Origin of the sequence: Thermomonas sp. (genome assembly GCF_041905325.1) — a bacterium.
Taxonomy (GTDB): Bacteria; Pseudomonadota; Gammaproteobacteria; order Xanthomonadales; family Xanthomonadaceae; genus Thermomonas.
Genome location: NZ_JAYRLK010000005.1, coordinates 48,381 through 68,659 on the forward strand (window position 1 = coordinate 48,381; position 20,279 = coordinate 68,659).

The 20,279-nt window shown below is 68.1% G+C and carries 17 protein-coding genes; 4 read left to right on the forward strand and 13 right to left on the reverse strand.

Translation table 11 applies throughout. The annotated features are described in order from the left end of the window. Positions 1-12: 12 nt before the first annotated feature. Positions 13-891, reverse strand: coding sequence for a bifunctional methylenetetrahydrofolate dehydrogenase/methenyltetrahydrofolate cyclohydrolase FolD (gene folD / locus ACE3OK_RS07070; RefSeq protein WP_374248836.1), 879 nt, complete (start codon positions 889-891; stop codon positions 13-15). A gap of 128 nt (positions 892-1,019) precedes the next feature. On the opposite strand from folD, the gene ACE3OK_RS07075 reads away from it, so the two are divergent. Beyond that, on the forward strand, positions 1,020-1,220 hold the full coding sequence (locus tag ACE3OK_RS07075; RefSeq protein ID WP_374248837.1) for a hypothetical protein: 201 nt from the start codon (positions 1,020-1,022) through the stop codon (positions 1,218-1,220). A gap of 3 nt (positions 1,221-1,223) precedes the next feature. Here ACE3OK_RS07075 and ACE3OK_RS07080 read toward each other — a convergent pair whose 3' ends face one another. The 10 genes from ACE3OK_RS07080 to ndk form a co-directional block, all read right to left on the reverse strand. Then, a complete protein-coding gene (locus tag ACE3OK_RS07080) occupies positions 1,224-2,270 on the reverse strand; it encodes a DUF2272 domain-containing protein (protein WP_374248838.1) in 1,047 nt (348 codons plus the stop codon). Positions 2,271-2,287: 17 nt separating this feature from the next. Beyond that, a complete protein-coding gene (moeB, locus tag ACE3OK_RS07085; protein ID WP_374248839.1) occupies positions 2,288-3,421 on the reverse strand; it encodes a molybdopterin-synthase adenylyltransferase MoeB in 1,134 nt (377 codons plus the stop codon). 15 nt (positions 3,422-3,436) lie between these two features. After that, positions 3,437-4,021: a molybdenum cofactor guanylyltransferase gene (locus tag ACE3OK_RS07090; protein WP_374248840.1), complete on the reverse strand. Its 585-nt coding sequence runs from the start codon at positions 4,019-4,021 to the stop codon at positions 3,437-3,439. Next, positions 4,021-5,421: a ribosome biogenesis GTPase Der gene (gene der, locus ACE3OK_RS07095; RefSeq protein ID WP_374248841.1), complete on the reverse strand. Its 1,401-nt coding sequence runs from the start codon at positions 5,419-5,421 to the stop codon at positions 4,021-4,023. The genes ACE3OK_RS07090 and der overlap by 1 nt, the downstream gene beginning before the upstream one ends. 118 nt (positions 5,422-5,539) lie before the next feature. Next, complete coding sequence (bamB, locus tag ACE3OK_RS07100) at positions 5,540-6,727, reverse strand: outer membrane protein assembly factor BamB (protein WP_374249014.1); 1,188 nt, start codon at positions 6,725-6,727, stop codon at positions 5,540-5,542. Then, the gene (locus tag ACE3OK_RS07105; RefSeq protein ID WP_374248842.1) at positions 6,724-7,368 is read right to left on the reverse strand and encodes a YfgM family protein; all 645 of its coding nucleotides are present in this window, start codon (positions 7,366-7,368) and stop codon (positions 6,724-6,726) included. Before ACE3OK_RS07105 ends, bamB begins: the two co-directional genes overlap by 4 nt. A gap of 79 nt (positions 7,369-7,447) precedes the next feature. Further along, the gene (locus ACE3OK_RS07110; RefSeq protein WP_374248843.1) at positions 7,448-8,260 is read right to left on the reverse strand and encodes a RodZ domain-containing protein; all 813 of its coding nucleotides are present in this window, start codon (positions 8,258-8,260) and stop codon (positions 7,448-7,450) included. Beyond that, positions 8,257-9,060: a tetratricopeptide repeat protein gene (locus ACE3OK_RS07115; RefSeq protein ID WP_374248844.1), complete on the reverse strand. Its 804-nt coding sequence runs from the start codon at positions 9,058-9,060 to the stop codon at positions 8,257-8,259. The genes ACE3OK_RS07110 and ACE3OK_RS07115 overlap by 4 nt, the downstream gene beginning before the upstream one ends. A gap of 5 nt (positions 9,061-9,065) precedes the next feature. Then, entirely contained in the window at positions 9,066-10,319 is a 1,254-nt protein-coding gene (rlmN, locus tag ACE3OK_RS07120; protein ID WP_374248845.1) for a 23S rRNA (adenine(2503)-C(2))-methyltransferase RlmN, read from the reverse strand. A gap of 9 nt (positions 10,320-10,328) precedes the next feature. Continuing rightward, positions 10,329-10,754, reverse strand: coding sequence for a nucleoside-diphosphate kinase (gene ndk, locus ACE3OK_RS07125; RefSeq protein WP_374248846.1), 426 nt, complete (start codon positions 10,752-10,754; stop codon positions 10,329-10,331). Positions 10,755-10,978: 224 nt separating this feature from the next. On the opposite strand from ndk, the gene ACE3OK_RS07130 reads away from it, so the two are divergent. The 3 genes from ACE3OK_RS07130 (at position 10,979) to ACE3OK_RS07140 (ending at position 15,338) form a co-directional block, all read left to right on the forward strand. Continuing rightward, positions 10,979-11,605, forward strand: coding sequence for a TetR/AcrR family transcriptional regulator (locus ACE3OK_RS07130; protein WP_374248847.1), 627 nt, complete (start codon positions 10,979-10,981; stop codon positions 11,603-11,605). A gap of 21 nt (positions 11,606-11,626) precedes the next feature. Next, positions 11,627-13,999: a 3-hydroxyacyl-CoA dehydrogenase/enoyl-CoA hydratase family protein gene (locus tag ACE3OK_RS07135; protein WP_374248848.1), complete on the forward strand. Its 2,373-nt coding sequence runs from the start codon at positions 11,627-11,629 to the stop codon at positions 13,997-13,999. Positions 14,000-14,129: 130 nt separating this feature from the next. Then, positions 14,130-15,338 carry an acetyl-CoA C-acyltransferase gene (locus ACE3OK_RS07140; RefSeq protein ID WP_374248849.1) on the forward strand — a complete coding sequence of 403 codons (1,209 nt, stop codon included), beginning with the start codon at positions 14,130-14,132 and terminating at the stop codon, positions 15,336-15,338. A gap of 70 nt (positions 15,339-15,408) precedes the next feature. On the opposite strand, the gene cphA (ACE3OK_RS07145) is transcribed toward ACE3OK_RS07140, so the two are convergent. Continuing rightward, entirely contained in the window at positions 15,409-17,988 is a 2,580-nt protein-coding gene (gene cphA, locus ACE3OK_RS07145) for a cyanophycin synthetase (protein WP_374248850.1), read from the reverse strand. A 14-nt stretch (positions 17,989-18,002) separates the two neighbouring features. Further along, complete coding sequence (gene cphA / locus ACE3OK_RS07150) at positions 18,003-20,195, reverse strand: cyanophycin synthetase (protein ID WP_374248851.1); 2,193 nt, start codon at positions 20,193-20,195, stop codon at positions 18,003-18,005. Between the last annotated feature and the right edge of the window lie 84 nt (positions 20,196-20,279).

Genomic DNA, 20,279 nt, shown 5'->3' on the forward strand with positions numbered 1-20,279 from the left:
CTTGCGCAGGCGTCAATCGGAGGTCGCTTGTGCCCGATCCGCCAGTTCCGCCGCTTCCAGGGTGTTCTGCATCAACGTGGCCACGGTCATCGGGCCGACGCCGCCGGGCACCGGGGTGATCCAACTGGCACGTTTGGCGGCCTCATCGAAGCCGACATCGCCCACCAGCCGGCCGTCGTCCAGCCGGTTGATGCCGACGTCGATCACCACCGCACCGTCCTTCACCCATTCACCCGGGATCAGCCCCGGCTTGCCGGCGGCCACCACCAGGATGTCCGCCTCGCCGACGTGGCGGCGCAATACGTCCGCCGGGGTGAACTTGTGGCAGCTGGTCACGGTGCAGCCGGCGATCAGCAATTCCAGCGCCATCGGCCGGCCGACGTGGTTGGACACTCCGACAATCGTGGCGCTCTGCCCGCGCACCGGGCGGTCGGTCCACGCCAGCAGGGTGGTGATGCCGCGCGGCGTGCACGGGCGCAGGCCGAATTGGCGCAACGCCAGGTGGCCGACGTTTTCCGGGTGGAAGCCGTCGACGTCCTTGCTGGGGTGGATGCGCTCGATCAGCGCGCTGGCGTCGCGGATGCCGGGCAGCGGCAACTGGATCAGGATGCCGTGTACCTGCGGGTCGGCGTTGAGCCGGTCGATCAGGGCCAGCAATTCCGCTTCGCTGGTGCCTGCGGGCAGGTCGTAATCGAAGGCCTGGATGCCCACCTTTTCCGCCGCCCGCTTCTTGTTGCGCACGTAGACCGCCGAAGCCGGGTCGCTGCCCACCAGCACCACCGCAAGGCCCGGTCGTGACTTGCCGGCGGCCAGGCGTGCATCCACCTGTGCTTTCAGGCTGTCCAGCAGGGTGTCGGCGATGCGTTTTCCATCGAGGGTGCGGGCGGTCATGCAGCGGTCCGGAGAACAGGCGGGTGCGTATTATCGCCCAGCCACGCCGCCGCTGGCCGCTGGCCAGGGGCAATGCCGTTGTCGTGAACTGTGGCGCGCCCATCGCAATCGCGCCCGACGGAGGCGCGATGACGATCCAGGGTGAATGTCCGAAGTGCGGCAAGCGGGTGCTGCACGTGCATGTCGAACAGGTGCTGGGCATGGTGGCCGGAGAGAGCAAGGCCCGCTGCCTCAGCTACAGCTGCATTCATTGCCGGGCCGTACTGGGCGTGCAGATGGAACCACGCGCGAAGCCGCGCCCGCGCCGCAAGCCGGAACCGACCGGCTGACGGCTATCCCGCGCCTTGCAGGGGCACGGTTTCCGGCGGCGTGGCCGGCGGCGGCCCCGACACCGGGCAGCGCGGCACATCCGCACCCAGCACGCACTGGACGCAGCATGTCGGCGTTTCCGGTGCCACCGGCGGATTGGGCAGCGCGGCCGGCGGTTCCACCGGCCCCAGGCGGGCCAGTTCCTCCTGTGGCTTGAGCTTGAGCAGCACCGCCCAGTCCTGCCGATTGAAGTTGCAGGCGTCGGCGGCGTCCGGCGAACACGCCGTGTCCCCGGCCAGCCGTCGCGGCAAGCCCCACAGGCGGCCTTGCGCGTTCAGATCCAGCAGCCGCATGGTCACTGCCTGCTGCACGTTGCCACCCACCGCATAGGCACGCCCCGCCTCGGTGGCGACGATGACGTCGCAATGCATCGGCAAGCCACCGCCACGGCCATCCAGGAGCCTGGCCAGCCCTTCCGTCCCATGCACGAGGCCGGCACGCACGTAGCACAGCAGGTCCCCCTGTTCGATGGGTGCCGATTCCGGTGCAACGAAGCGGTACGGGCTGCCCGCGGGGTCAAGCCGTGCCGCACGCACGTAATCGAAGTGGCTGGCCGAGCTCCGGAATGCCGGCACGCCGGCACGCTGCATCACCCAACTGATGAAGGCCGCCGACCAGGGGTTGTCGACCACGAAGGCGCGGCACCCCAAGCCGGGATACGACAGGCTGAGCGCCGCATAGCCGCAATCGCTGGCCCCTGCCCTGAACGCCATCGCCGCCAGCAACCCGCTGGATTGCCAATAAAACGCCACCCGTCGCCAAGGGGCGCTGCCGTCCTGCAGCCCGTTGCTCTCGGCCTCGTAGGCCACCAGGCTGGCCAAGCGGCCGTGTTCGTCGATGAAGGGGCGATTCCAGCGCAGGTGTTCGGCGCAGGCCACCGCCGCGACGCGCACCGCCACCACCGGGTCCGCTTGCCGCTGGGCCAGCGCGGGGCAGGCATCGCCGGCACGCGCCTGCCCCGCCAGCAGCAGGCCGGGGGCCAACAACAAGGCAAGCAGCCATCCACGCATCCATGCGCATGCAGACATCAAGGTGGGCCTCCGGCGCAATGTGCAGTGATATCGGAATATCCATGGAAAGCGCAATCCGGGGCGCACACCGGACACTGCGGGTCGGCGTCGATGCGGAACTCGCGGAAGTGCATGCCCAGCGCATCGAATTGCAGCAGCCGGCCCGCCAGCGGTTCGCCGATGCCCAGCACCAGCTTCAGCACTTCGGTGGCCTGCAACAGCCCCAGCACCCCCGGCAACACGCCCAGCACGCCGGCCTCGGCGCAATTGGGTGCCGCCTCGGCCGGTGGCGGTTCCGGAAACAGGCAGCGATAGCACGGCGCGCAACCGCGCTGGCGGCCGGCATCGAACACGCTGAGCTGGCCTTCGAAGCGGTGCACTGCGGCGTGCACCAGCGGCTTGCGCAGGTGCACGCAGGCGTCGTTGAGCAGGTAGCGCACCGGGAAGTTGTCGCCGCCGTCCACCACCACGTCGACGCCCTCGAGCAGGCGCTCGACATTGGCCGCGGTGACGCGCTCGCGCACGGCCTCGATGCGGGTGCGCGGATTCAGCGCGGCCAGCGCCTGCGCCGCCGATTCCACCTTCGCCACGCCGATGCGCGCATCCGTGTGCAGGATCTGCCGTTGCAGGTTGCTGCGGTCCACCACGTCGTCGTCGACGAGGCGCAGGCTGCCGACGCCGGCGGCGGCAAGGTAGTACGCCGCCGGCGAGCCCAGCCCACCGGCGCCCACCAGCAACACCCGCGCCGCTTCCAGCTTGCGCTGACCTGCAAGCCCCACCTCCGGCAACCGCAGGTGACGCGAATAACGTTCGCTGAAATCGGCATCGATGTCCGGCTTGTGCATCGGCAGGCCCGCCGCTTCCCACGCGCGGGTGCCGCCGGCCACCGACCACAGGTTGCGGTAGCCCAGCGCGGCCAGTGCGGGCAGGCATTGCGCCGAACGCATGCCGGCCTGGCACAGCAGCAGGATCTCGGCATCGCGGTCCGGCAGATGCGCGGCGGGGTCTTCGAGCAGGTCTTCGCGAACGATGCCCCGTGCGCCGTCGGCGATGCCCAGCGCACGTTCGTGGGCGGCACGCACGTCGATCAGCAAGGCTCCTGCCTGTTGGCGGGCGTGGGCATCCAACGGGGAAATGCAACGCGACTCCATGTGCGGATTATCCCCTCAATGCCCGCCATCCGCGCGGCAGCCGGCGGCCAGCAGGTCGGCAGGTGTATTGAGGTTGCCGAAGCGCTGCCCGGCGAAGGTGACCACCGGCAACCCCAGCGCCGCCTGCAGGGCCTTGACCGAATACGCGCCGGCCGCCAGTGCCGCCCGCGTGGCTGTACGCAATGCGTCGACACGGTACAGCGCCACCAACGGCTGCACGCCCTCGTCATCGCGCGCCACCGCACCCTGCCTACCGGCGGCCGCCAAGCCATGCAGCAGTGGCGCACCGGCCTCCAGCATGTCCACCGGCAGCGTGAACAACCAAGGGGTGGCGCAGGCGGCGGCCAGTGCATCCAGCCCCCCCAGCGGGCCACACCCTGGCTGCCGGTCCGGCAGCGCCACCAACCCGTGCGCCGCATGGCGGGGCAGATCCCGGTTGGCGCTGACCAGCACCGTGGCGCAGACGGGCACGCATGCAGCGGCCAACCGCAGCACTTGCGGCACGCCTTCGCGCAGCAGCCACGCCTTGTCGAGACCGCCGAGACGGGTGGCCTGCCCCCCTGCCAGAATCCCCAGCGTGACCGCGGACCGATCCAGCATCAGCCGCCGCGCTTCACATGCCGCATCAGCCGGCGCTTCTTTTCGACCTGGCGGTCGGTCAGCACGTTCTTCTTGCCTTCGTAGGGATTGCTGTTTTCCCGGAACACGAAGCGAACGGGTGTTCCCACCAGCTTGAAGCGCTTGCGGAAGAAGTTTTCCAGATAGCGCTGGTAGGTCGCACTGAGCGTCTTCAGGCGGGTGCCATGCACCACGAACGTCGGCGGAGTGTCGCCACCGGGATGCGCGAAGCGCAGCTTGGCAACGTGGCCACGCACCACCGGCGGCGGGTTGGCGGTGTAGGCCGCTTCGATCGCACGGGTGACGTCGGCCGTGCTGAAGACATGCGTGGCCGACGCGTGCGCGCGGTGGATGGCCTTGAACAGTTCGCGCAGGCCTGAGCCGTGCAGCGCGGAAATCCGCACGCGCTCGGCCCAGTCGACGAAGCTCAGCTTGCGCGCGGCCAGCGCTTCGGCCTGCTGGCGTTCGTAATCGGTGCGACCGTCCCATTTGTTGAGCACGATGACCAGTGCGCGCCCGGCATCCAGGATCGCGCCCAGCACGGTGGCGTCCTGGTCGGTGACGCCTTCGCTGGCATCCAGCATCAGTACCGCCACCTGGCATTGCTCGATGGATTGCAGGGTCTTGAACGCGGAAAACTTTTCCACCGCCTCTTCCACCCTGCCACGGCGGCGCAGGCCGGCGGTGTCGATGAGGCGGTATTTGCGGCCATCGCGTTCCAGATCCACCGCGATGGAGTCGCGGGTGGTGCCGGGCACGTCGGAGGCGATCATCCGTTCCTCGCCGAGGATGCGGTTCACCAGCGTGGACTTGCCGACATTGGGGCGTCCGACGAACGCGATGCGGATGCGGGTGGGGTCGTCGTCCAGGGTCTCGGTGGTGCCCTCCTCGGGCAGCAGCGCCACCACCTTGGCCAGCACCGCGTCGATGCCGGTGCGATGCGCCGACGAGACCGGCAAGGCATCGCCGAAGCCGTAGCGCGCGAACTCCGCCAATGCCGCCTGCACGTCGATGCCGTCGGCCTTGTTGACCACCAGCAAGGTGGGTTTGGCCTGCTTGCGCAGCCAGCGCAGGATGTCGTCGTCCAGCGCCGAGGCACCTTCACGGCCATCCACCACGAACAGGATCAGGTCGGCCTCTTCGGCGGCGGCGCGCGACTGCTTCGCGGTGGCGCCGGCCAGGCCTTCGTCCACGCCGGCAATGCCGCCGGTGTCCACCAGCACGAACGGCCGTCCTTCCAGCAACCGGCAGACGCCGTAATTGCGATCGCGGGTGACGCCGGGCTCGTCATGCACCAGCGCATCGCGGGTGCGGGTCAACGCATTGAACAGCGTGGACTTGCCGACATTGGGGCGTCCGACCAGGGCTACGAGGGGAAGCATGGGATCAAACCTTCAGGGACTTCAACGACCGGAAACATCCGGAAAGTGGATACGGCCGCGGCCCCGGCAGGGTAGCCGGGGCCGCGAATGGGTGCCAGCGTCGGATGGAAAACCGGCGTTATGGCTGCAACGCGAAAGCAGTGAGCTTGCCGTCGGTACCCTGCACCACCACGATGCCGTCGGCCACCACCGGCTTGCCGTTGAGGGTGCCGCCCACCTTGCTGCGCGCGGCAAAGGCACCATCGCTCAGACGCAACCAGTGCACCACGCCTTCGAAATCCCCCACCACGGCGTAGTCGCCCTGCACCGCCGGCGCGGTCACGTTGCGATTGGCCAAGCCGGGCTGCTGCCACAAGCTGCCGCCGCTGTTGCGGTCCAGCCCGTGCACGTTGCCGTTCTTGTCGGTCACCACCACGGCGGAATTGCTCAGTCCCAGGCCACGGGCACCACCATGCTCGGTATCCCACATGACCTGGCCGCTGGGGCCGTCGATGGCCACGGTGTGGTTCTTGTAGCTGGTGGCAAACAGGGTGGTGCCTTCCAGCAGTGGCTCGCCATCGACGTCGGCCATGCGCTCCAGCTCGCTGCGGCCATCGGGCTCGGCCACCGCGGTCGCCCAGACCACGCTGCCGTCGTTGGCATGCAGGGCGGTGAGCTTGCCGTTGTCGCCGCCCACGAACACCAGGTTCGGGCCCAACGTGAGACCACTGGTGCCGCGCACGGTCAGCGCCGGCAGGTCTTCACTGTAGAACCAGCGGCGCTCGCCGGTGGCGGCGTCGAACGCGGTGACGCGGCCATCGTTGGAATGCACGAACACCATGCCGCCGCCGATCGCCGGCGCGGACAACACTTCGTTGCCCACCTTGGCGGTCCACTTCTCGTGGCCGTCGGCGGCGTCCAGCGCCACCACGTCGCCCTTCAGGCCACCCACCACCACCAGCCCGTCACCCACGCCGGGGCCGCCGCCAAGGCGCAGCTTCGACGGGTATTGCCAGAGCGTCTGGCCGGTCTTCAGGTCGATGGCGGTCACGCCCCCTTCCAGCGCCGCCGCATACACGCGACCGTCCAGGATCGCCGGATGCTGGCCGATGCCGAGGAGCTTTTCGCCCTTGCCGACCGACACCGACCACAGCTTGTTGACGGTGACGCTGGGCGTGAAATCGACCAGTTTGGCCGGTTCTCCCGATTTGTCCTTGCCACGCCCGCCGAACAGGTTCTTCACGGTGCCGCAGCCGGCCAGCAAGGCCACCGCCACGGTGGCCGTGGCGAACAGGCGGAGGGTGCGTTGCATGCCCAGGGTCATCAGGTCTTGTCCTCGGTGTGCGGCGGGGTACCGCCGGCCTCGATCAGTTTCAGTGCGAGCAGGCGGTGCTGCGGCAGGCCCACATCCACCAGTGTCAGTGCCTTGCGGTAGGCTTCCTGCGCACCGGCCATGTCGCCCAGCGCGAATTTGGCATCGCCGCGCGCGGCAAGCATGTCGGCGTCGTGATCGTCGCCCAGCAACGCCAAGGCATCCTTGGGCTTGCCGGCGTCGATCAGCAAACGGGCCAGCCGCTGGCTCACCACCGGCTTGAGGTCGGCCTCCACCACCTGCAAACCACGCAGGGTGGCGATGGCGGCATCGCGCTTGCCGGCTTCGACCTGCGCCTTGGCCAGTTGCAGCGCCGCCAGCGTGCCCAGCGTGGGATTGCCCTTGTCGAGGCTGGCCAGCACGGCCTTGCCGTTGTCGGCGGGCAGCTTGCCGTTTTCGAAGGCATCCACGGCCTGTGAATAGCTTGCGCTCACGCCCATGCCCGATTGCAGGCGCTGGCTCTGCCACCACTGCCAACCGGCAATGACCGCCAGACCCAGACCCACGCCGCCCACGATGCCCAGGGCATTGTGGCGGAGCCAATTGCGTACTTGTTCGCTCTGTTCGTGTTCGTTGAGCAGTTCGTCGATCGCCATGCTGCCTCTCGCCCGTCTTCCACGACGGGACGTTGCTGTGAATGGTGCGGAGTCGGGGATGCCCCGCGCGGGGCGCGGGTCAGTCTGCCGCGACTAGCGAGCCGTCGGAGGATACCGCAAAGCGGGCCACGTTCGCGCGCGCATGCGCGGCCACGTCAACCGGATGCCCGCCTTGCTGCAACTCCACCGCACCGGCGTTGCCGATGGTCAGGCGTTGCACCTGAGCGGTGGCGTAACGGCGTTCGGCGCCTGCCGGCAGCAAGGTCTGCTCCACCGTGTCACCGTCGGTACCCATCACTTCCAGCCACGTCTTGCCGGTGGTGCGCAGCACGATGTCGGTTGCGGGCGAGGCGGCCTCGGTGGTGGCGCTGGCGGGCAATGGTGCCATCGAGGCCACCACGGTACGCGGGGTCTTCGGCGCGGCAGTGGCGATGGCCGGATCCACCGGCGCATCCAGCGCGGCCACCGGCGCATTGCCGGCAGCCAGGTGCTGGCGCGTGGCCACCCATGCCGGAATGGCCAACGACAGGGTGAGAACGATGTAGACCAGGCGGCGACCGATCTGCTCGGCCCACCATTGCGCGCGCGGGGTGTGGGTACGGCTGACCAGGGTGGTGGGCTCCACCTGCCCCACGTCCAGCGCCTCCATCATCGGCGCCGTGGTCAAGCCCAGCAGGCGCGAATAACTGCGCACCTGGCCCCGCACGAACACCGGGGCTCCCAGTCGCGACCAGTCCTCGGCTTCCAGCGAGCGCACCACCCGCGCCGGCATCCGCAAGCGGGATGCGACCTCGTCGATGTCCAGGCCGGCGGCCTCACGCGCGGCACGCAAGCGCTCGCCGCAACCGGCAAGGGCCTGATGGGTGGGGTCGATGGGTGCTGGAGAGGTCATTGCGTGCGCGGAACCGTACTGGAGCCGGGAGGAATCGCCTGCAAACGGGAAAGATAGCGCGAAGCGGCCGCATTGTCGCCCAGTTTCTGCTCGATATCGGCAGCCAGTTGCAAACCGGCGGCGTCGGCGGGCGCGATGGCCAGCCAGCGCTCCGCGAATGCGCGTGCCTCGAGATAGTTGCCGCGCCCGGCTTCCAGCGCCGCCATCCCCGCCAGTGCCGGCAGGTTGCCGGGGTCCAGCGCCAGCACCTGCCGCCAGCTCGCCTCCGCACGCACCGGCTGCGCGGCCTTGGCGGCGCAGGTTCCGGCATTCACCAACGCCCCCAGCGGGGTGGGATAGGCCGGATCGGCCAGCGCGCGGTCGAACCACTCCAGCGATGCCGCCGGCTGCCCATTGCTGCACAGCCAGCCACCGTAGTTGTTGGCGTACACCCCGTTGGTCGGTGCCGCCATCGCCGCCGCGCGATAATACGCGCCGGCTTCCGCCGCCTTGCCGCGGGCACCGGCGATGGCCCCCAGCAGGGTATTGGCATCCCCGGAGCCGGGCTGCAATTTCAGCGCCTGCCGCGCCTGATGCTCCGCCTCGTCGTAACGCCCCTGCTGGAGCAGGCCGGTGGCCGCCGTCAGCAACAGGATGGGGTCGGCGCTGGCGTGTCCCTTCTTGCCGCTGACGTCATAGGTGGGGGCCACCTGGGTGTAGCCGCGTTGCTCGGCGCTGGGGCGCACGATACTCAATCGTTCCAGCTGGCGGCACCCGGCCAGCAGGCACGTGGCGAGCAGGGCCGGGACGATGATCGACATGCGCATCAGTGCGCTCCCGCGGCCTGCAGCCGCTTGCGGTGTTCGGCCGAACGGCGGGTGCGATCCATCACCTGGCCCTTGAGCTGGCCGCAGGCGGCGTCGATGTCGTCGCCACGGGTGCGCCGCACCGGCGCGATCATGCCGGCGTTGTTGAGCATTTTCTGGAACGCGCGGATCGCCTCGTCGCCGGGGCGCTCGAAACCGGTGCCCGGGAACGGGTTGAACGGGATCAGGTTGATCTTGGCCGCACCCTTCATCTGCACCCGACGGTCGAAATCGCGCAGCAGGCCGATCAGCGCACGCGCGTGCTCGGGCTGGTCGTTGACGCCCTTCATCAGGGTGTATTCGAAGGTCACGGACTCGCCCTTCTTGCGCAACGCGTAGCGCACGCAGGCGTCCAGCAGTTCGGCCAGCGGGTACTTCTTGTTGATCGGCATCAACTGGGTACGCAACTCGTCGAACGGTGCATGCAGCGAGACCGCCAGCGACACGTCGGATTCCTGCGCCAGCCGATCGATCTGCGGTACCAGGCCGGCAGTCGACAACGTGACGCGTTTGTTGGCCAGGCCGTAGCCGAGGTCGTCGCGCATGATGCTCATCGCGCGCACGACGTTGTCGAAATTGGCCAGCGGCTCGCCCATGCCCATCATCACCACGTTGGTGAGCCGGCGCTGCTGGTGCGGCACGTTGCCCAGTGCGCGCGCCGCCACCCACACCTGGCCGATGATCTCGGCGGTGGACAGATTGCGGTTGAAGCCCTGGGTGGCGGTGGAACAGAACCCGCAGTTGAGCGCACAGCCCACCTGCGAGGAGACGCACAGCGTGCCGCGTCCCTTGTCGGGGATGTAGACGGTTTCGATGGCGTTCTTCGCGTCCATGCCGAGCAACCATTTCTGGGTGTCGTCGGTGGAGGTCTTTTCGAAAATGACCTGCGGCGCATGCACCACCGCACGCGCGGCCAGCTTCTCGCGCAATGCCTTGCCGAGGTCGGTCATGTCCGCGAAATCGGTGGCGTAACGGTGATGGATCCACTTCATCACCTGATGGGCGCGGAACTTCTTCTCGCCCAGATCTTCCTCGAAGAAACGCTCCAGGCGGGCGCGATCGAAGTCGAAGATATTGGTTTTTCCGGCATCGGCCGAAGCCGCTGCCGCAATGGTGCGGCCGTCCACGCCGGCGTTCGCCGGCGTGGAGGCAGGCGCAGCCCCGTCGCCGCCCAGCAGGGCGATCTCGATGGCGGGATTGCGCGCTTCAGTCATGGCGCTGGCTCAGCGCGCGTAGACGTCGGTGGCCGGGAAGAAATACGCGATCTCGATCGCGGCATTCTCCAGCGAGTCCGAGCCATGCACCGCGTTGGCGTCGATGCTGTCGGCGAAGTCGGCGCGGATGGTGCCGGCGGCGGCTTCCTTCGGGTTGGTGGCGCCCATCAGTTCGCGGTTCTTCAGCACCGCGCCCTCGCCTTCCAGCACCTGCACCATCACCGGGCCGGAGATCATGAACTCGACCAGCGCGTTGAAGAACGGACGCTCGCGATGGACGGCGTAGAAGCCTTCGGCCTCGGCCTTGGACAGGTGCTTCATCTTCGCGGCCACGACCTTCAGGCCGGCCTTCTCGAAGCGGGAGTAGATTTCGCCGATCACGTTCTTGGCAACGGCATCGGGCTTGACGATCGAAAGGGTGCGCTCCAGCGCCATGGGACTCTCCGGAAAAGTGGGTGGGCGTCCTTGCCGGAGCGCCCGAGGATAACAGAAAAACCCGCGTACTGACGCGGGTTTGGCCGATATGGCTAGGGCGGATTCTAGCCTATTCCCGGCCCGTTCCGCAGCCTTGGGGCCGCAATCGCAGCACCGGCGACAGTTGACGTACGGTTGCGTACGGAGTAGTTTCGAACAAGCGTTTGATTTGAAGCGGAGCCCGCATGAGCCTGCAACACTTCTCGACCAAGGACCGGATCCTGCACGCGGCGGAAGATCTGTTCGCCCAGCAGGGGTTCGCAGCGACGTCGCTGCGCCAGGTCACCAGCCGCGCCGACGTCAATATCGCGGCGGTCAACTACCACTTCGGCAGCAAGGACAACCTGGTCAACGAGGTGTTCCGCCGGCGCATGGACGTGATGAGCGCGCAGCGGCTGGACGCGCTGCGCAACACCTTGGACACCGCACCCGGGCAGCTGGAGCCCATCCTGGCCGCCTTCGTCGAGCCGGCCCTGGCGATGGCGCAGGACCGCCACGGCGGCGGGGCCTTCATCCGGGTGATCGCCCGTGCCTATGCCGAGAGCAACACCGGGCTGCGCAAGTTCCTGTCCGACCAGTACGGCCATGTGCCGCGCGAGTTCGCCAAGGCCATCCATGCCTGCGTGCCGGCGCTGGACAAGGAAGAGCTGTACCGCAGGCTGGATTTCCTGTCCGGCGCCTTGACCTATGCGATGGCCGATTTCGGCCTGATCAAGCGCCCCGCCGGCGTCTCCGACGCCACCCATCGCCAGCGTGCAGCCAAGGCGCTGATCCGTTTTGCCGTTGCCGGCTTCCATGCCGACGCTACTTGACCGTTCCAGGAGTTGATGCTCATGTCCCAGAAAATGCTCGTTCGCCGCGCCGCCGTGCTGGGTGCCGGCGTGATGGGGGCGCAGATCGCCGCCCACCTGACCAATGCCGGCGTCGATACCGTGCTGTTCGACCTCGCCGCCAAGGAGGGCCACCCCGACGGCGTGGTGCTGAAGGCCATTGCCAACCTCGGCAAGCTCAGCCCTGCCCCGCTGGCCAGCAAGGCATTGGCCGAAGCGATCACGCCCGCCAACTACGACGGCGGCCTGGACCAGCTCAAGGACTGCGACCTGATCATCGAGGCGATCGCCGAACGGATGGACTGGAAGCAGGACCTGTACAGGAAGATCGCGCCGTTCGTGCCGGCGCACGCCGTGCTGGCCTCCAACACCTCGGGGCTGGGCATCAATGCGCTGGCCTCGGTGCTGCCGGAGGAAATGCGCCATCGCTTCTGCGGCGTGCACTTCTTCAACCCGCCGCGCTACATGCACCTGGCTGAATTGATTCCGGCCAACACCACCGACGCCGCGGTGCTGGAAGGCCTGGAAGCCTTCCTGGTCACCCAGCTCGGCAAGGGCGTGGTGTACGCCAAGGACACCCCGAATTTCATCGGCAACCGCATCGGCGTGTTCTCGATCCTGTCGGTGATCCACCACACCGCCGCGTTCAAGCTCGGCTTCGACGAAGTGGACGCGCTGACCGGCCCCCTGCTGGGCCGGCCGAAGTCGGCCACCTACCGCACGTCCGACGTGGTCGGCCTGGACACCATGGCCCACGTCATCAAGACCATGGCCGACACCCTGCCTGATGACCCGTGGCACGGCTTCTTCCAGTCGCCGGCATGGCTGGCGGCGCTGATCGGCAAGGGCGCGCTGGGCCAGAAGACCGGCGCCGGCATTTTCCGCAAGGTCGGCAAGGACATCGTCGTCCTCGACCTGGAAAAGCAGGACTACCGCATTGCCGACCGCGGCGCCGCGCCGGAGGTGGTCGAGATCCTGAAGTTGAAGAATCCGGTGGAAAAGTTCGCCAAACTGCGCGCCAGCGCGCATCCGCAGGCGCAATTCCTGTGGGCCTGCTTCCGCGACCTGTTCCATTACAGCGCCTTCCATCTGGCCGATATCGCCAACACCGCCCGCGATGTCGACCTGGCCATCCGCTGGGGCTACGGCTGGGCGCAGGGGCCGTTCGAAACCTGGCAGTCGGCCGACTGGCAGCAGGTGGCGGCATGGATCGTTGATGACATCGCCGCCGGCAAGAGCATGAGCACTGCCGCGCTGCCGGCGTGGGTGCTCGACGGCCGCAGCGGCGTGCACGCGGCGGAAGGCAGCTACAGCCCGGCGCACAATGCCGTGCAGCCGCGCTCCACCCTGCCCGTCTACCAGCGCCAGCGCTTCCCCGATCCGCTGCTGGGCGAGACGTTCGCGCCGGGCACCACCGTGTTCGAGAACGACGGCCTGCGGATGTGGCACGACGGTGACGACATCGCGGTGGTCAGCTTCAAGACCAAGATGCACACCGTCTCCGACGCGGTGCTGGATGGCCTGCAGGAAGCGGTCTCGCGCGCCGAGCGCGATTTCGCCGGCATGGTGGTCTGGCAGCCGAAGGAGCCGTTCTCCGCCGGCGCCGACCTGTCGGGCGCGATTGGCCTGCTGCAAGCCGGCAAGCTGGATGCGTTCGAGGCGATGGTGGAGAACTTCCAGCGCACCAGCCAGCGCATCAAGTATTCGCTGGTGCCGGTGGTGGCCGCGGTGCGCGGGCTCGCACTGGGCGGCGGCTGCGAATTCCAGATGCACAGCGCCAAGACCGTGGCGCATCTGGAAAGCTACATCGGCCTTGTCGAAGCCGGCGTCGGCCTGTTGCCGGCCGGTGGCGGGCTGAAGGAGTTCGCGGTGCGTGCTTCTCAGGCGGCCGGCTCCGGCGGCGACGTGTTCGCCGAGCTGAAGAAGATCTTCGAGACCGTGGCGATGGCCAAGGTGTCGAACTCCGCCGTCAACGCCAAGGAGCTGGGCCTGCTGCGCGCCACCGACAAGGTCGTCTTCAATGCCTTCGAACTGCTGCACATCGCCAAGGCCGAGGCGCGCGGGCTGGCCGAGGGCGGCTACCGCCCGCCGCTGCCGGCGCGGCGCATCCAGGTGGCCGGCGACGTCGGCATCGCCACCTTCAAGATGCTGCTGGTCAACATGCTGGAAGGCCGCTTCATCAGCGACTACGACAACGAGATCGCCGAGCGCATCGCCACCATCCTGTGCGGCGGCAAGGTCGATCGCGGTGCGCTGGTGGACGAGGAGTGGCTGCTCAAGCTCGAGCGTCAGCACTTCGTCGAGCTGGCCCAGCAGGAAAAGACCCAGGCCCGCGTGCTGCACATGCTGAAGACCGGCAAACCGCTGCGGAATTGATGCCTTGCCTGTCGTTCCCGCGAAGGCGGGAACCCATGGACGTTGACCTCAACGCAAACGTCCAAGGATCCCCGCCTTCGCGGGGATGACGAGCGAGGAATTCATCAACCCAAATACATCGAGAACAATCATGAGCAAGCAAATCCAGGACGCCTACATCGTCGCCGCCACCCGCACCCCGGTCGGCAAGGCGCCCAAGGGCATGTTCCGCAACACCCGTCCCGACGACATGCTGGCGCACGTGCTGCGCAGCGTGGTGGCGCAGGCACCGGGCATCGACGTCAACCGCATCGACGACGCCATCATCGGTTGCGCCATGCCGGAGGGCGAGCAAGGCATGAACGTGGCGCGCATCGGCGTGCTGCTGGCCGGCCTGCCCAACACCATCGCCGCGCAGACCATCAACCGCTTCTGCTCCTCCGGCCTGCAGGCGGTGGCGCTGGCGGCTGACCAGATCCGCCTCGGCAATGCCGACCTGATGCTGGCCGGTGGTACCGAAAGCATGAGCATGGTGCCGATGATGGGCCACAAGGTGGCGATGGCACCGAGCGTGTTCGACAACGAGCACGTCAACATCGCCTACGGCATGGGCATCACCGCCGAGAAGGTGGCCGAGGAATGGAAGATCTCGCGCGAGGCGCAGGACGCCTTCGCGCTGGCTTCGCACCAGAAGGCGCTGGCGGCGCAGGCGGCCGGCGAGTTCCGGAACGAGATCAGCCCGTACGAGATCATCAGCCACCAGCCGGACCTGGCCGATGGCCGCCGCATCCTGACCCGCAACAAGCTGGCCGAGCACGATGAAGGCCCGCGCCCGGACACCTCGCTGGACGGCTTGGCCAAGCTGCGCCCGGTGTTCCGCAATGGCCAGTTCGGCGGCAGCGTGACCGCCGGCAATTCTTCGCAAATGAGCGACGGCGCTGGCGCGGTATTGCTGGCCTCGGCACAGGCGATCAAGGACTACGGCCTGACCCCGCTGGCGCGCTTCGTGAGTTTTTCTGTTGCCGGTGTGCGCCCGGAAGTGATGGGCATCGGCCCGATTGCCGCCATCCCCAAGGCGCTGAAGCAAGCCGGGTTGACCCAGGACCAACTGGATTGGATCGAGCTCAACGAAGCGTTTGCCGCGCAGTCGCTGGCGGTGATCAACGACTGCGGGCTGGACCCGGCCAAGGTCAACCCGCTGGGCGGCGCGATCGCGCTGGGTCACCCGCTGGGCGCGACCGGCGCGGTGCGCACCGCCACGATTGTCCATGGCCTGCGCCGCCGCCAGCAGAAGTACGGCATGGTGACGATGTGCATCGGCACCGGCATGGGCGCGGCGGGGATTTTCGAGGCGCTGTAAACCCAGTGCCGCCGGCACGCCGTTGCGGAGCTGGCGTGCCGGGTGTTCCGGCGGTTTTGCAGGCAGGTGGTTACGGACGGGTGGCTTCGGCCACCCGTTTCTGCAAATGCGCCAGCGCTGCCTCCACCTGGTCCACCAGCACCAGCCCGAGATCGCCAGGCTGCAGTTTTTCCAGCAACCGGTCGATGGCGGCGAATTCGCCGTGGACTTCCTCCACCACCGTGGTGCGGGTGGCCCCGCGCAAGCCATCACGCAGCAGCGACATGACCTCGCCATCGGCACGGCCACGCTGGCAGGCATCCTGGTAAAGCACCACCTCGTCGAACGCGCCCCCCAGGATGCGGGTCTGCTGGCGGATGTCGTCGTCACGGCGATCGCCGGCCCCGCTGATGGCCACCACCCGGCGTCGGGACGGCAGGTTGTCCACTGCCGCCACCAGCGCCTGCATGGCATCCGGGTTATGACCGTAGTCGGCGACCAGGGTGGCACCGCGGTATTCCATGACATTGAAGCGGCCGGGCGCATTGCCGGCATCGTTGTCGAAACTGGCCAGCCCGTGCCGGATCACGCTCCAATCCAGCCCCAATGCCCACGCCGCCGCCACCGCAGCCATCGCATTGGCCACCTGGAACCCGATGCTGCCGTTGCGCGTCAGCGGCACCCCGGCCAGTGGCAGGCGCGCCTCGAAGCCACCTTCGACCGCCACCAGATCGCCTTGCTGCACATACACCACACGCCCGCCCTGCGCCTTGTGCGCGGCGATCACCGGGTTGCCGCCGTCGGCGGCGAAGAAAATCACCTTGCCCGCACAATTGGCGCCCATCGGCACCACGACCGGATCGTCGGCATTGAGGACGGCGTAGCCCCCGGGGGCCACGCTCTTCACGATCACCCGCTTGAGCACCGCAAGATCGTCGACGGTGGTGATGAAGTTCAGGCCCAGGTGGTCGCCGATGCCGATATTGGTGACCACCGCGACATCGGCATGGTCGAACGCCAACCCTTCGCGCAACATGCCGCCGCGCGCGGTTTCGAACACGGCAGCGTCGACCAGCGGGTTCAGCAGGACGTTGCGGGCGCTGCGCGGGCCGGAGCAATCGCCCGCATCGATCTGCCTGCCGTCGATGTAGACGCCATCGGTATTGGTCATCCCGACGCACAAGCCGCGCGTGCGCAGCAGGTGCGCAACCAGCCGCACCGTGGTGGTCTTGCCGTTGGTGCCGGTGACCGCCACCACCGGTATGCGGCCGTTGTCTCCGGCCGGGAACATGTGTTCGATGACCGCCTTGCCGACATCGCGCGGCTTGCCGTAGGACGGCGAGACGTGCATGCGCAGGCCCGGCGCGGCGTTGACTTCGACGATGCCGCCGCCCTGTTCTTCCAGCGGCCGCATCACGGTGTCGCAGACGATATCGACGCCACAGATGTCCAGCCCCACCATCTGCGCGGCTTCGACCGCACGCGCGGCAAGTTCGCGATGCACGTCGTCGGTGACATCGGTGGCGGTACCGCCGGTGGACAGGTTGGCATTGTTGCGCAACACCACGCGCCGGCCCTTTTCCGGTACCGAGTCGGCGTCGAGGCCTTGCTTCTCCAGCGTGCGCAGGGCGATTTCGTCGAAACGGATCCGGGTCAAGGAGGTGGCATGGCCCTCGCCACGACGCGGGTCGGCATTCACCTGTTCCACCAATTCGCGCACGGTCAGCACGCCGTCCCCGCTGACGTTGGGGGGTTCGCGCCGCGCGGCGGCCACCAGCTTGTCGCCGACCACCAGCATGCGGTAGTCGCCGCCGGGCAGGTAGCGCTCCACCAGCACCTCATCGCGGAATTCACGAGCCCCCTCGAAGGCGCGCTTGATCTCCGCTTCCTCCCGCAGGTTGACCGCCACCCCTTTGCCCTGGTTGCCGTCCAGTGGCTTGACCACCACCGGCAGGCCGATTTCCAGTGCCGCCGCCCAGGCATCATCGGCATCGACCACCGGACGTCCCTCGGGCACCGGCACCCCGGCGGCGCGCAGCAGCTTCTTGGTCAACGCCTTGTCCTGCGCGATGCCCTCGGCAATCGCGCTGGTGCGATCCACCTCGGCCGCCTGGATGCGCCGCTGCCGGCTGCCCCAGCCCAGCTGCACCAGGCTCCCCGTGGTCAGACGCCGATACGGGATGCCGCGCACCACTGCTGCCTCGACGATGGCACCGGTACTGGGGCCCAGCCGGCTGTCCTCGTCCAATGCATGCAGTTGCGCCACTGCGCCGGCGAGATCGAAGGGCTGGTCGTCGAGTGCGGCACGGCACAACTGCTCCGCCAACCCCAGCGCCAGGCGGCCGACCGCCTCTTCGCCGTATTCGACCACGATCTGGTACGTGCCGGGCTCGACGGTCTGCGCGGTGCGGCTGAACGTGACCGGGCAACCGGCCTGTACTTGCAGGCTCAACGCGGTGAATTCCAGCGCATTGGCCAGGCTGAGCACATCGGCCTGGCGTGTGGGCCGCAGCAGGCCCAGCGCGGGGAAACGCACGCGCAGGCGATCTTCGAAACCCGGCAGGGTCTGCAGCGAACGCTCATGCTCGGCCAAGGTGACGATGGCCTCCAGCGCCGTGCGCCGGTTCCACAGGTTGGGCCCGCGCAGGGCCCGGATTCGGGTGATGTCCATCTGGCCTTCTGGGGTCAGCGGGAACGGGCGGCAGCCGCCTGTTCCTGTTCGAAATGTTCGATGCCGACGGGGATCAGGTCCACCGGCACCTCCAGCGCCCAGCCTGCGGCGATCGCCGCCAGTACCGCCTCGACCTGTGCCTCCGGCATCCCGGGGGCCGTCAGGCCGAAGCGCTCGATGCGCGCCAGCGGGTCTTCGCTGGTACCGCTGGCCAGCACGATCTGCCCATTGCGCACGAACACCGCGCGCCCGCCATCGGCCAGATGCGCCTCCAGCGACGGCAGGGCGGCATCGAGGCCGTAGAAAACCACTTCGCCATCGCACAGCCTGGCCATGTCGTGCAACTGCGGATCACCGGCATTGAGCACCGCCGCACCGTGCTTCAACACCACGTCGACCTGGGTGCGCAAGACGTTGAACATGCGCTCGGGCGAATCGATGTGGAACTCGGACAGCTCCTCGTGGCCGCCGGCATCGGTGACGATGGCCAGCTGGCAGCGATCGTAGGGCAAGCCTTCGGCAAGGATCGCGCGGGCGCTGGTTTCGATCACCGCCGCATCGATGGCACGGTTCATCAGCAGGCGTTCGCCGGCTTCGAAACGTACCGCCGGGCGCGTTTCCAGCTGGCGCTGGGCAAGGAACAGCCCGTCGCCGCAGGCCAGCCCCACGTGACGCCCGGCCAAGTGCAGCAGGCGCGCCACCAGCCGCGACACGAGGGTGGGCGCGCGCCGCCCCACCACCCCGACCACCGGGATGCGCGCGCGGCTGCCGGCGGGGAACAGGTGGTCGACGATGGCCTGCCCGGCGGGGCGCGGCCTGCCCACGGCAGGCTTCAGGTGCATCAGCAGGCTGGGGCCGGCGTTGACCTCGACGATCGCGCCGCGGGTTTCGCTGAACGGCTTGCCGATGTCTTCGGTGACAAGGTCGATGCCGGCGATGTCCAGGCCCACGATCCTGGCGGCGAGGATGCCAGCAGCGGCTACCTCCGGGTGCACGTCGTCGGTGACATCGAAGGCCATGTTGCCGTGGCGGAGGATCAGGACTTCCCGGCCTTCCGGCGGCACCGATTCGGGGGTGAAGCCTTGCCGCTGCAACTCGTGCATGGCGATCGGTTCACGCTCCAGCAGCAGGGTTTCCAGCGGGAAATGCTCCTCCTCGCCACGCCGCGGGTCGCTGTTGATCTGCACGTCGATCAATTCGCGGATGCTGGAACGGCCGTCGCCCACCACCGCCGCGGCATCGCCCTTGTTGGCGGCCACCAGCTTGCCGCCCACCACCAGCAGGCGATGTTCGGCACCGCGGATGTAGCGCTCCACCATCACCCCGCTGCCCTCTTCGGCAGCACTGGCAAACGCGGCGGCGACCTCCTCGCGGGTGAGCAGGTTGGTGAACACGCCGCGCCCGTGGTTGGCGTCGGTGGGTTTCACCACCACCGGCAGGCCGATGTCCCCGGCGGCGTCCCAGGCATCGTCGGGGTCGTCGACGATGCGCCCTTCCGGCACCGGCACCCCGCAACTGGCGAGCAGGGTCTTGGTGAGGTCCTTGTCGCGCGAAATGCCTTCGGCGATGGCGCTGGTATGGTCGGTTTCGGCGGTCCAGATGCGGCGCTGGTGCTTGCCGTGGCCCAATTGCACGAGGTTGCCTTCGGTCAGGCAGATATGCGGGATGCCGCGGTCGCCGGCGGCTTCGACGATGGCCGCGGTGCTGGGCCCCAGCAGGCGGCGGTCGGCCAGCTCGCGCAATGGGCGCAGGCAGGCCTCGAGGTCGAACGGGGTGTCGTTGATCGCCGCCATCAACAGCTGGCTGGCGGCTACCAGACAAGCCCGCCCCACGCTTTCCTCGCGCACCCGGATGGCCACCTTGTACACCCCGCGCGGGCCGGCTTCGCGGGCGCGGCCAAAGCCGGTCTGCATGCCGGCCAGGTTCTGCAACTCCAGGGTGACGTGTTCGAGGATGTGCGCGGGCCAGGTGCCTTCGCGCAGGCGCAGCAGGAACCCGCCGGGCTCCCCGATGCCGCAACGATGCTCCTGCAGGCCCGGCAGCCACGCGGCCAGGCGCTCCGCAAAACCTTCGATCAGGTTGGACGGGTAATCCTCGAGATCACCGATGTCCACCCATGCTTCCAGCACCGGGCGGTACGTCCACAGATTGGGGCCACGCAGATAGGTGACCCGCAGGAACTTGATGTCGTCGTGCTTCATGCTCATGCCATCGCGGCAACGTTGCGGGAGAACGGGTGGACGCCACGAACGGCGTTGCATCCCCGTCCCCTCGGTATACTTCCAGCCCAT

Excerpts from the sequence above, each read along its gene's own strand:
- folD (WP_374248836.1), bottom strand. The coding sequence starts at position 891 with ATGACCGCCCGCACCCTCGATGGAAAACGCATCGCCGACACCCTGCTG.
- ACE3OK_RS07110 (WP_374248843.1), bottom strand. The coding sequence starts at position 8,260 with ATGACCTCTCCAGCACCCATCGACCCCACCCATCAGGCCCTTGCCGGT.
- ACE3OK_RS07115 (WP_374248844.1), bottom strand. The coding sequence starts at position 9,060 with ATGTCGATCATCGTCCCGGCCCTGCTCGCCACGTGCCTGCTGGCCGGG.
- ACE3OK_RS07135 (WP_374248848.1), top strand. The coding sequence starts at position 11,627 with ATGTCCCAGAAAATGCTCGTTCGCCGCGCCGCCGTGCTGGGTGCCGGC.
- ACE3OK_RS07105 (WP_374248842.1), bottom strand. The coding sequence starts at position 7,368 with ATGGCGATCGACGAACTGCTCAACGAACACGAACAGAGCGAACAAGTA.
- ACE3OK_RS07075 (WP_374248837.1), top strand. The coding sequence starts at position 1,020 with ATGACGATCCAGGGTGAATGTCCGAAGTGCGGCAAGCGGGTGCTGCAC.
- rlmN (WP_374248845.1), bottom strand. The coding sequence starts at position 10,319 with ATGACTGAAGCGCGCAATCCCGCCATCGAGATCGCCCTGCTGGGCGGC.
- ACE3OK_RS07130 (WP_374248847.1), top strand. The coding sequence starts at position 10,979 with ATGAGCCTGCAACACTTCTCGACCAAGGACCGGATCCTGCACGCGGCG.
- moeB (WP_374248839.1), bottom strand. The coding sequence starts at position 3,421 with ATGGAGTCGCGTTGCATTTCCCCGTTGGATGCCCACGCCCGCCAACAG.
- cphA (WP_374248851.1), bottom strand. The coding sequence starts at position 20,195 with ATGAGCATGAAGCACGACGACATCAAGTTCCTGCGGGTCACCTATCTG.
- ACE3OK_RS07080 (WP_374248838.1), bottom strand. The coding sequence starts at position 2,270 with ATGCGTGGATGGCTGCTTGCCTTGTTGTTGGCCCCCGGCCTGCTGCTG.
- der (WP_374248841.1), bottom strand. The coding sequence starts at position 5,421 with ATGCTTCCCCTCGTAGCCCTGGTCGGACGCCCCAATGTCGGCAAGTCC.
- ndk (WP_374248846.1), bottom strand. The coding sequence starts at position 10,754 with ATGGCGCTGGAGCGCACCCTTTCGATCGTCAAGCCCGATGCCGTTGCC.
- cphA (WP_374248850.1), bottom strand. The coding sequence starts at position 17,988 with ATGGACATCACCCGAATCCGGGCCCTGCGCGGGCCCAACCTGTGGAAC.
- ACE3OK_RS07140 (WP_374248849.1), top strand. The coding sequence starts at position 14,130 with ATGAGCAAGCAAATCCAGGACGCCTACATCGTCGCCGCCACCCGCACC.
- ACE3OK_RS07090 (WP_374248840.1), bottom strand. The coding sequence starts at position 4,021 with ATGCTGGATCGGTCCGCGGTCACGCTGGGGATTCTGGCAGGGGGGCAG.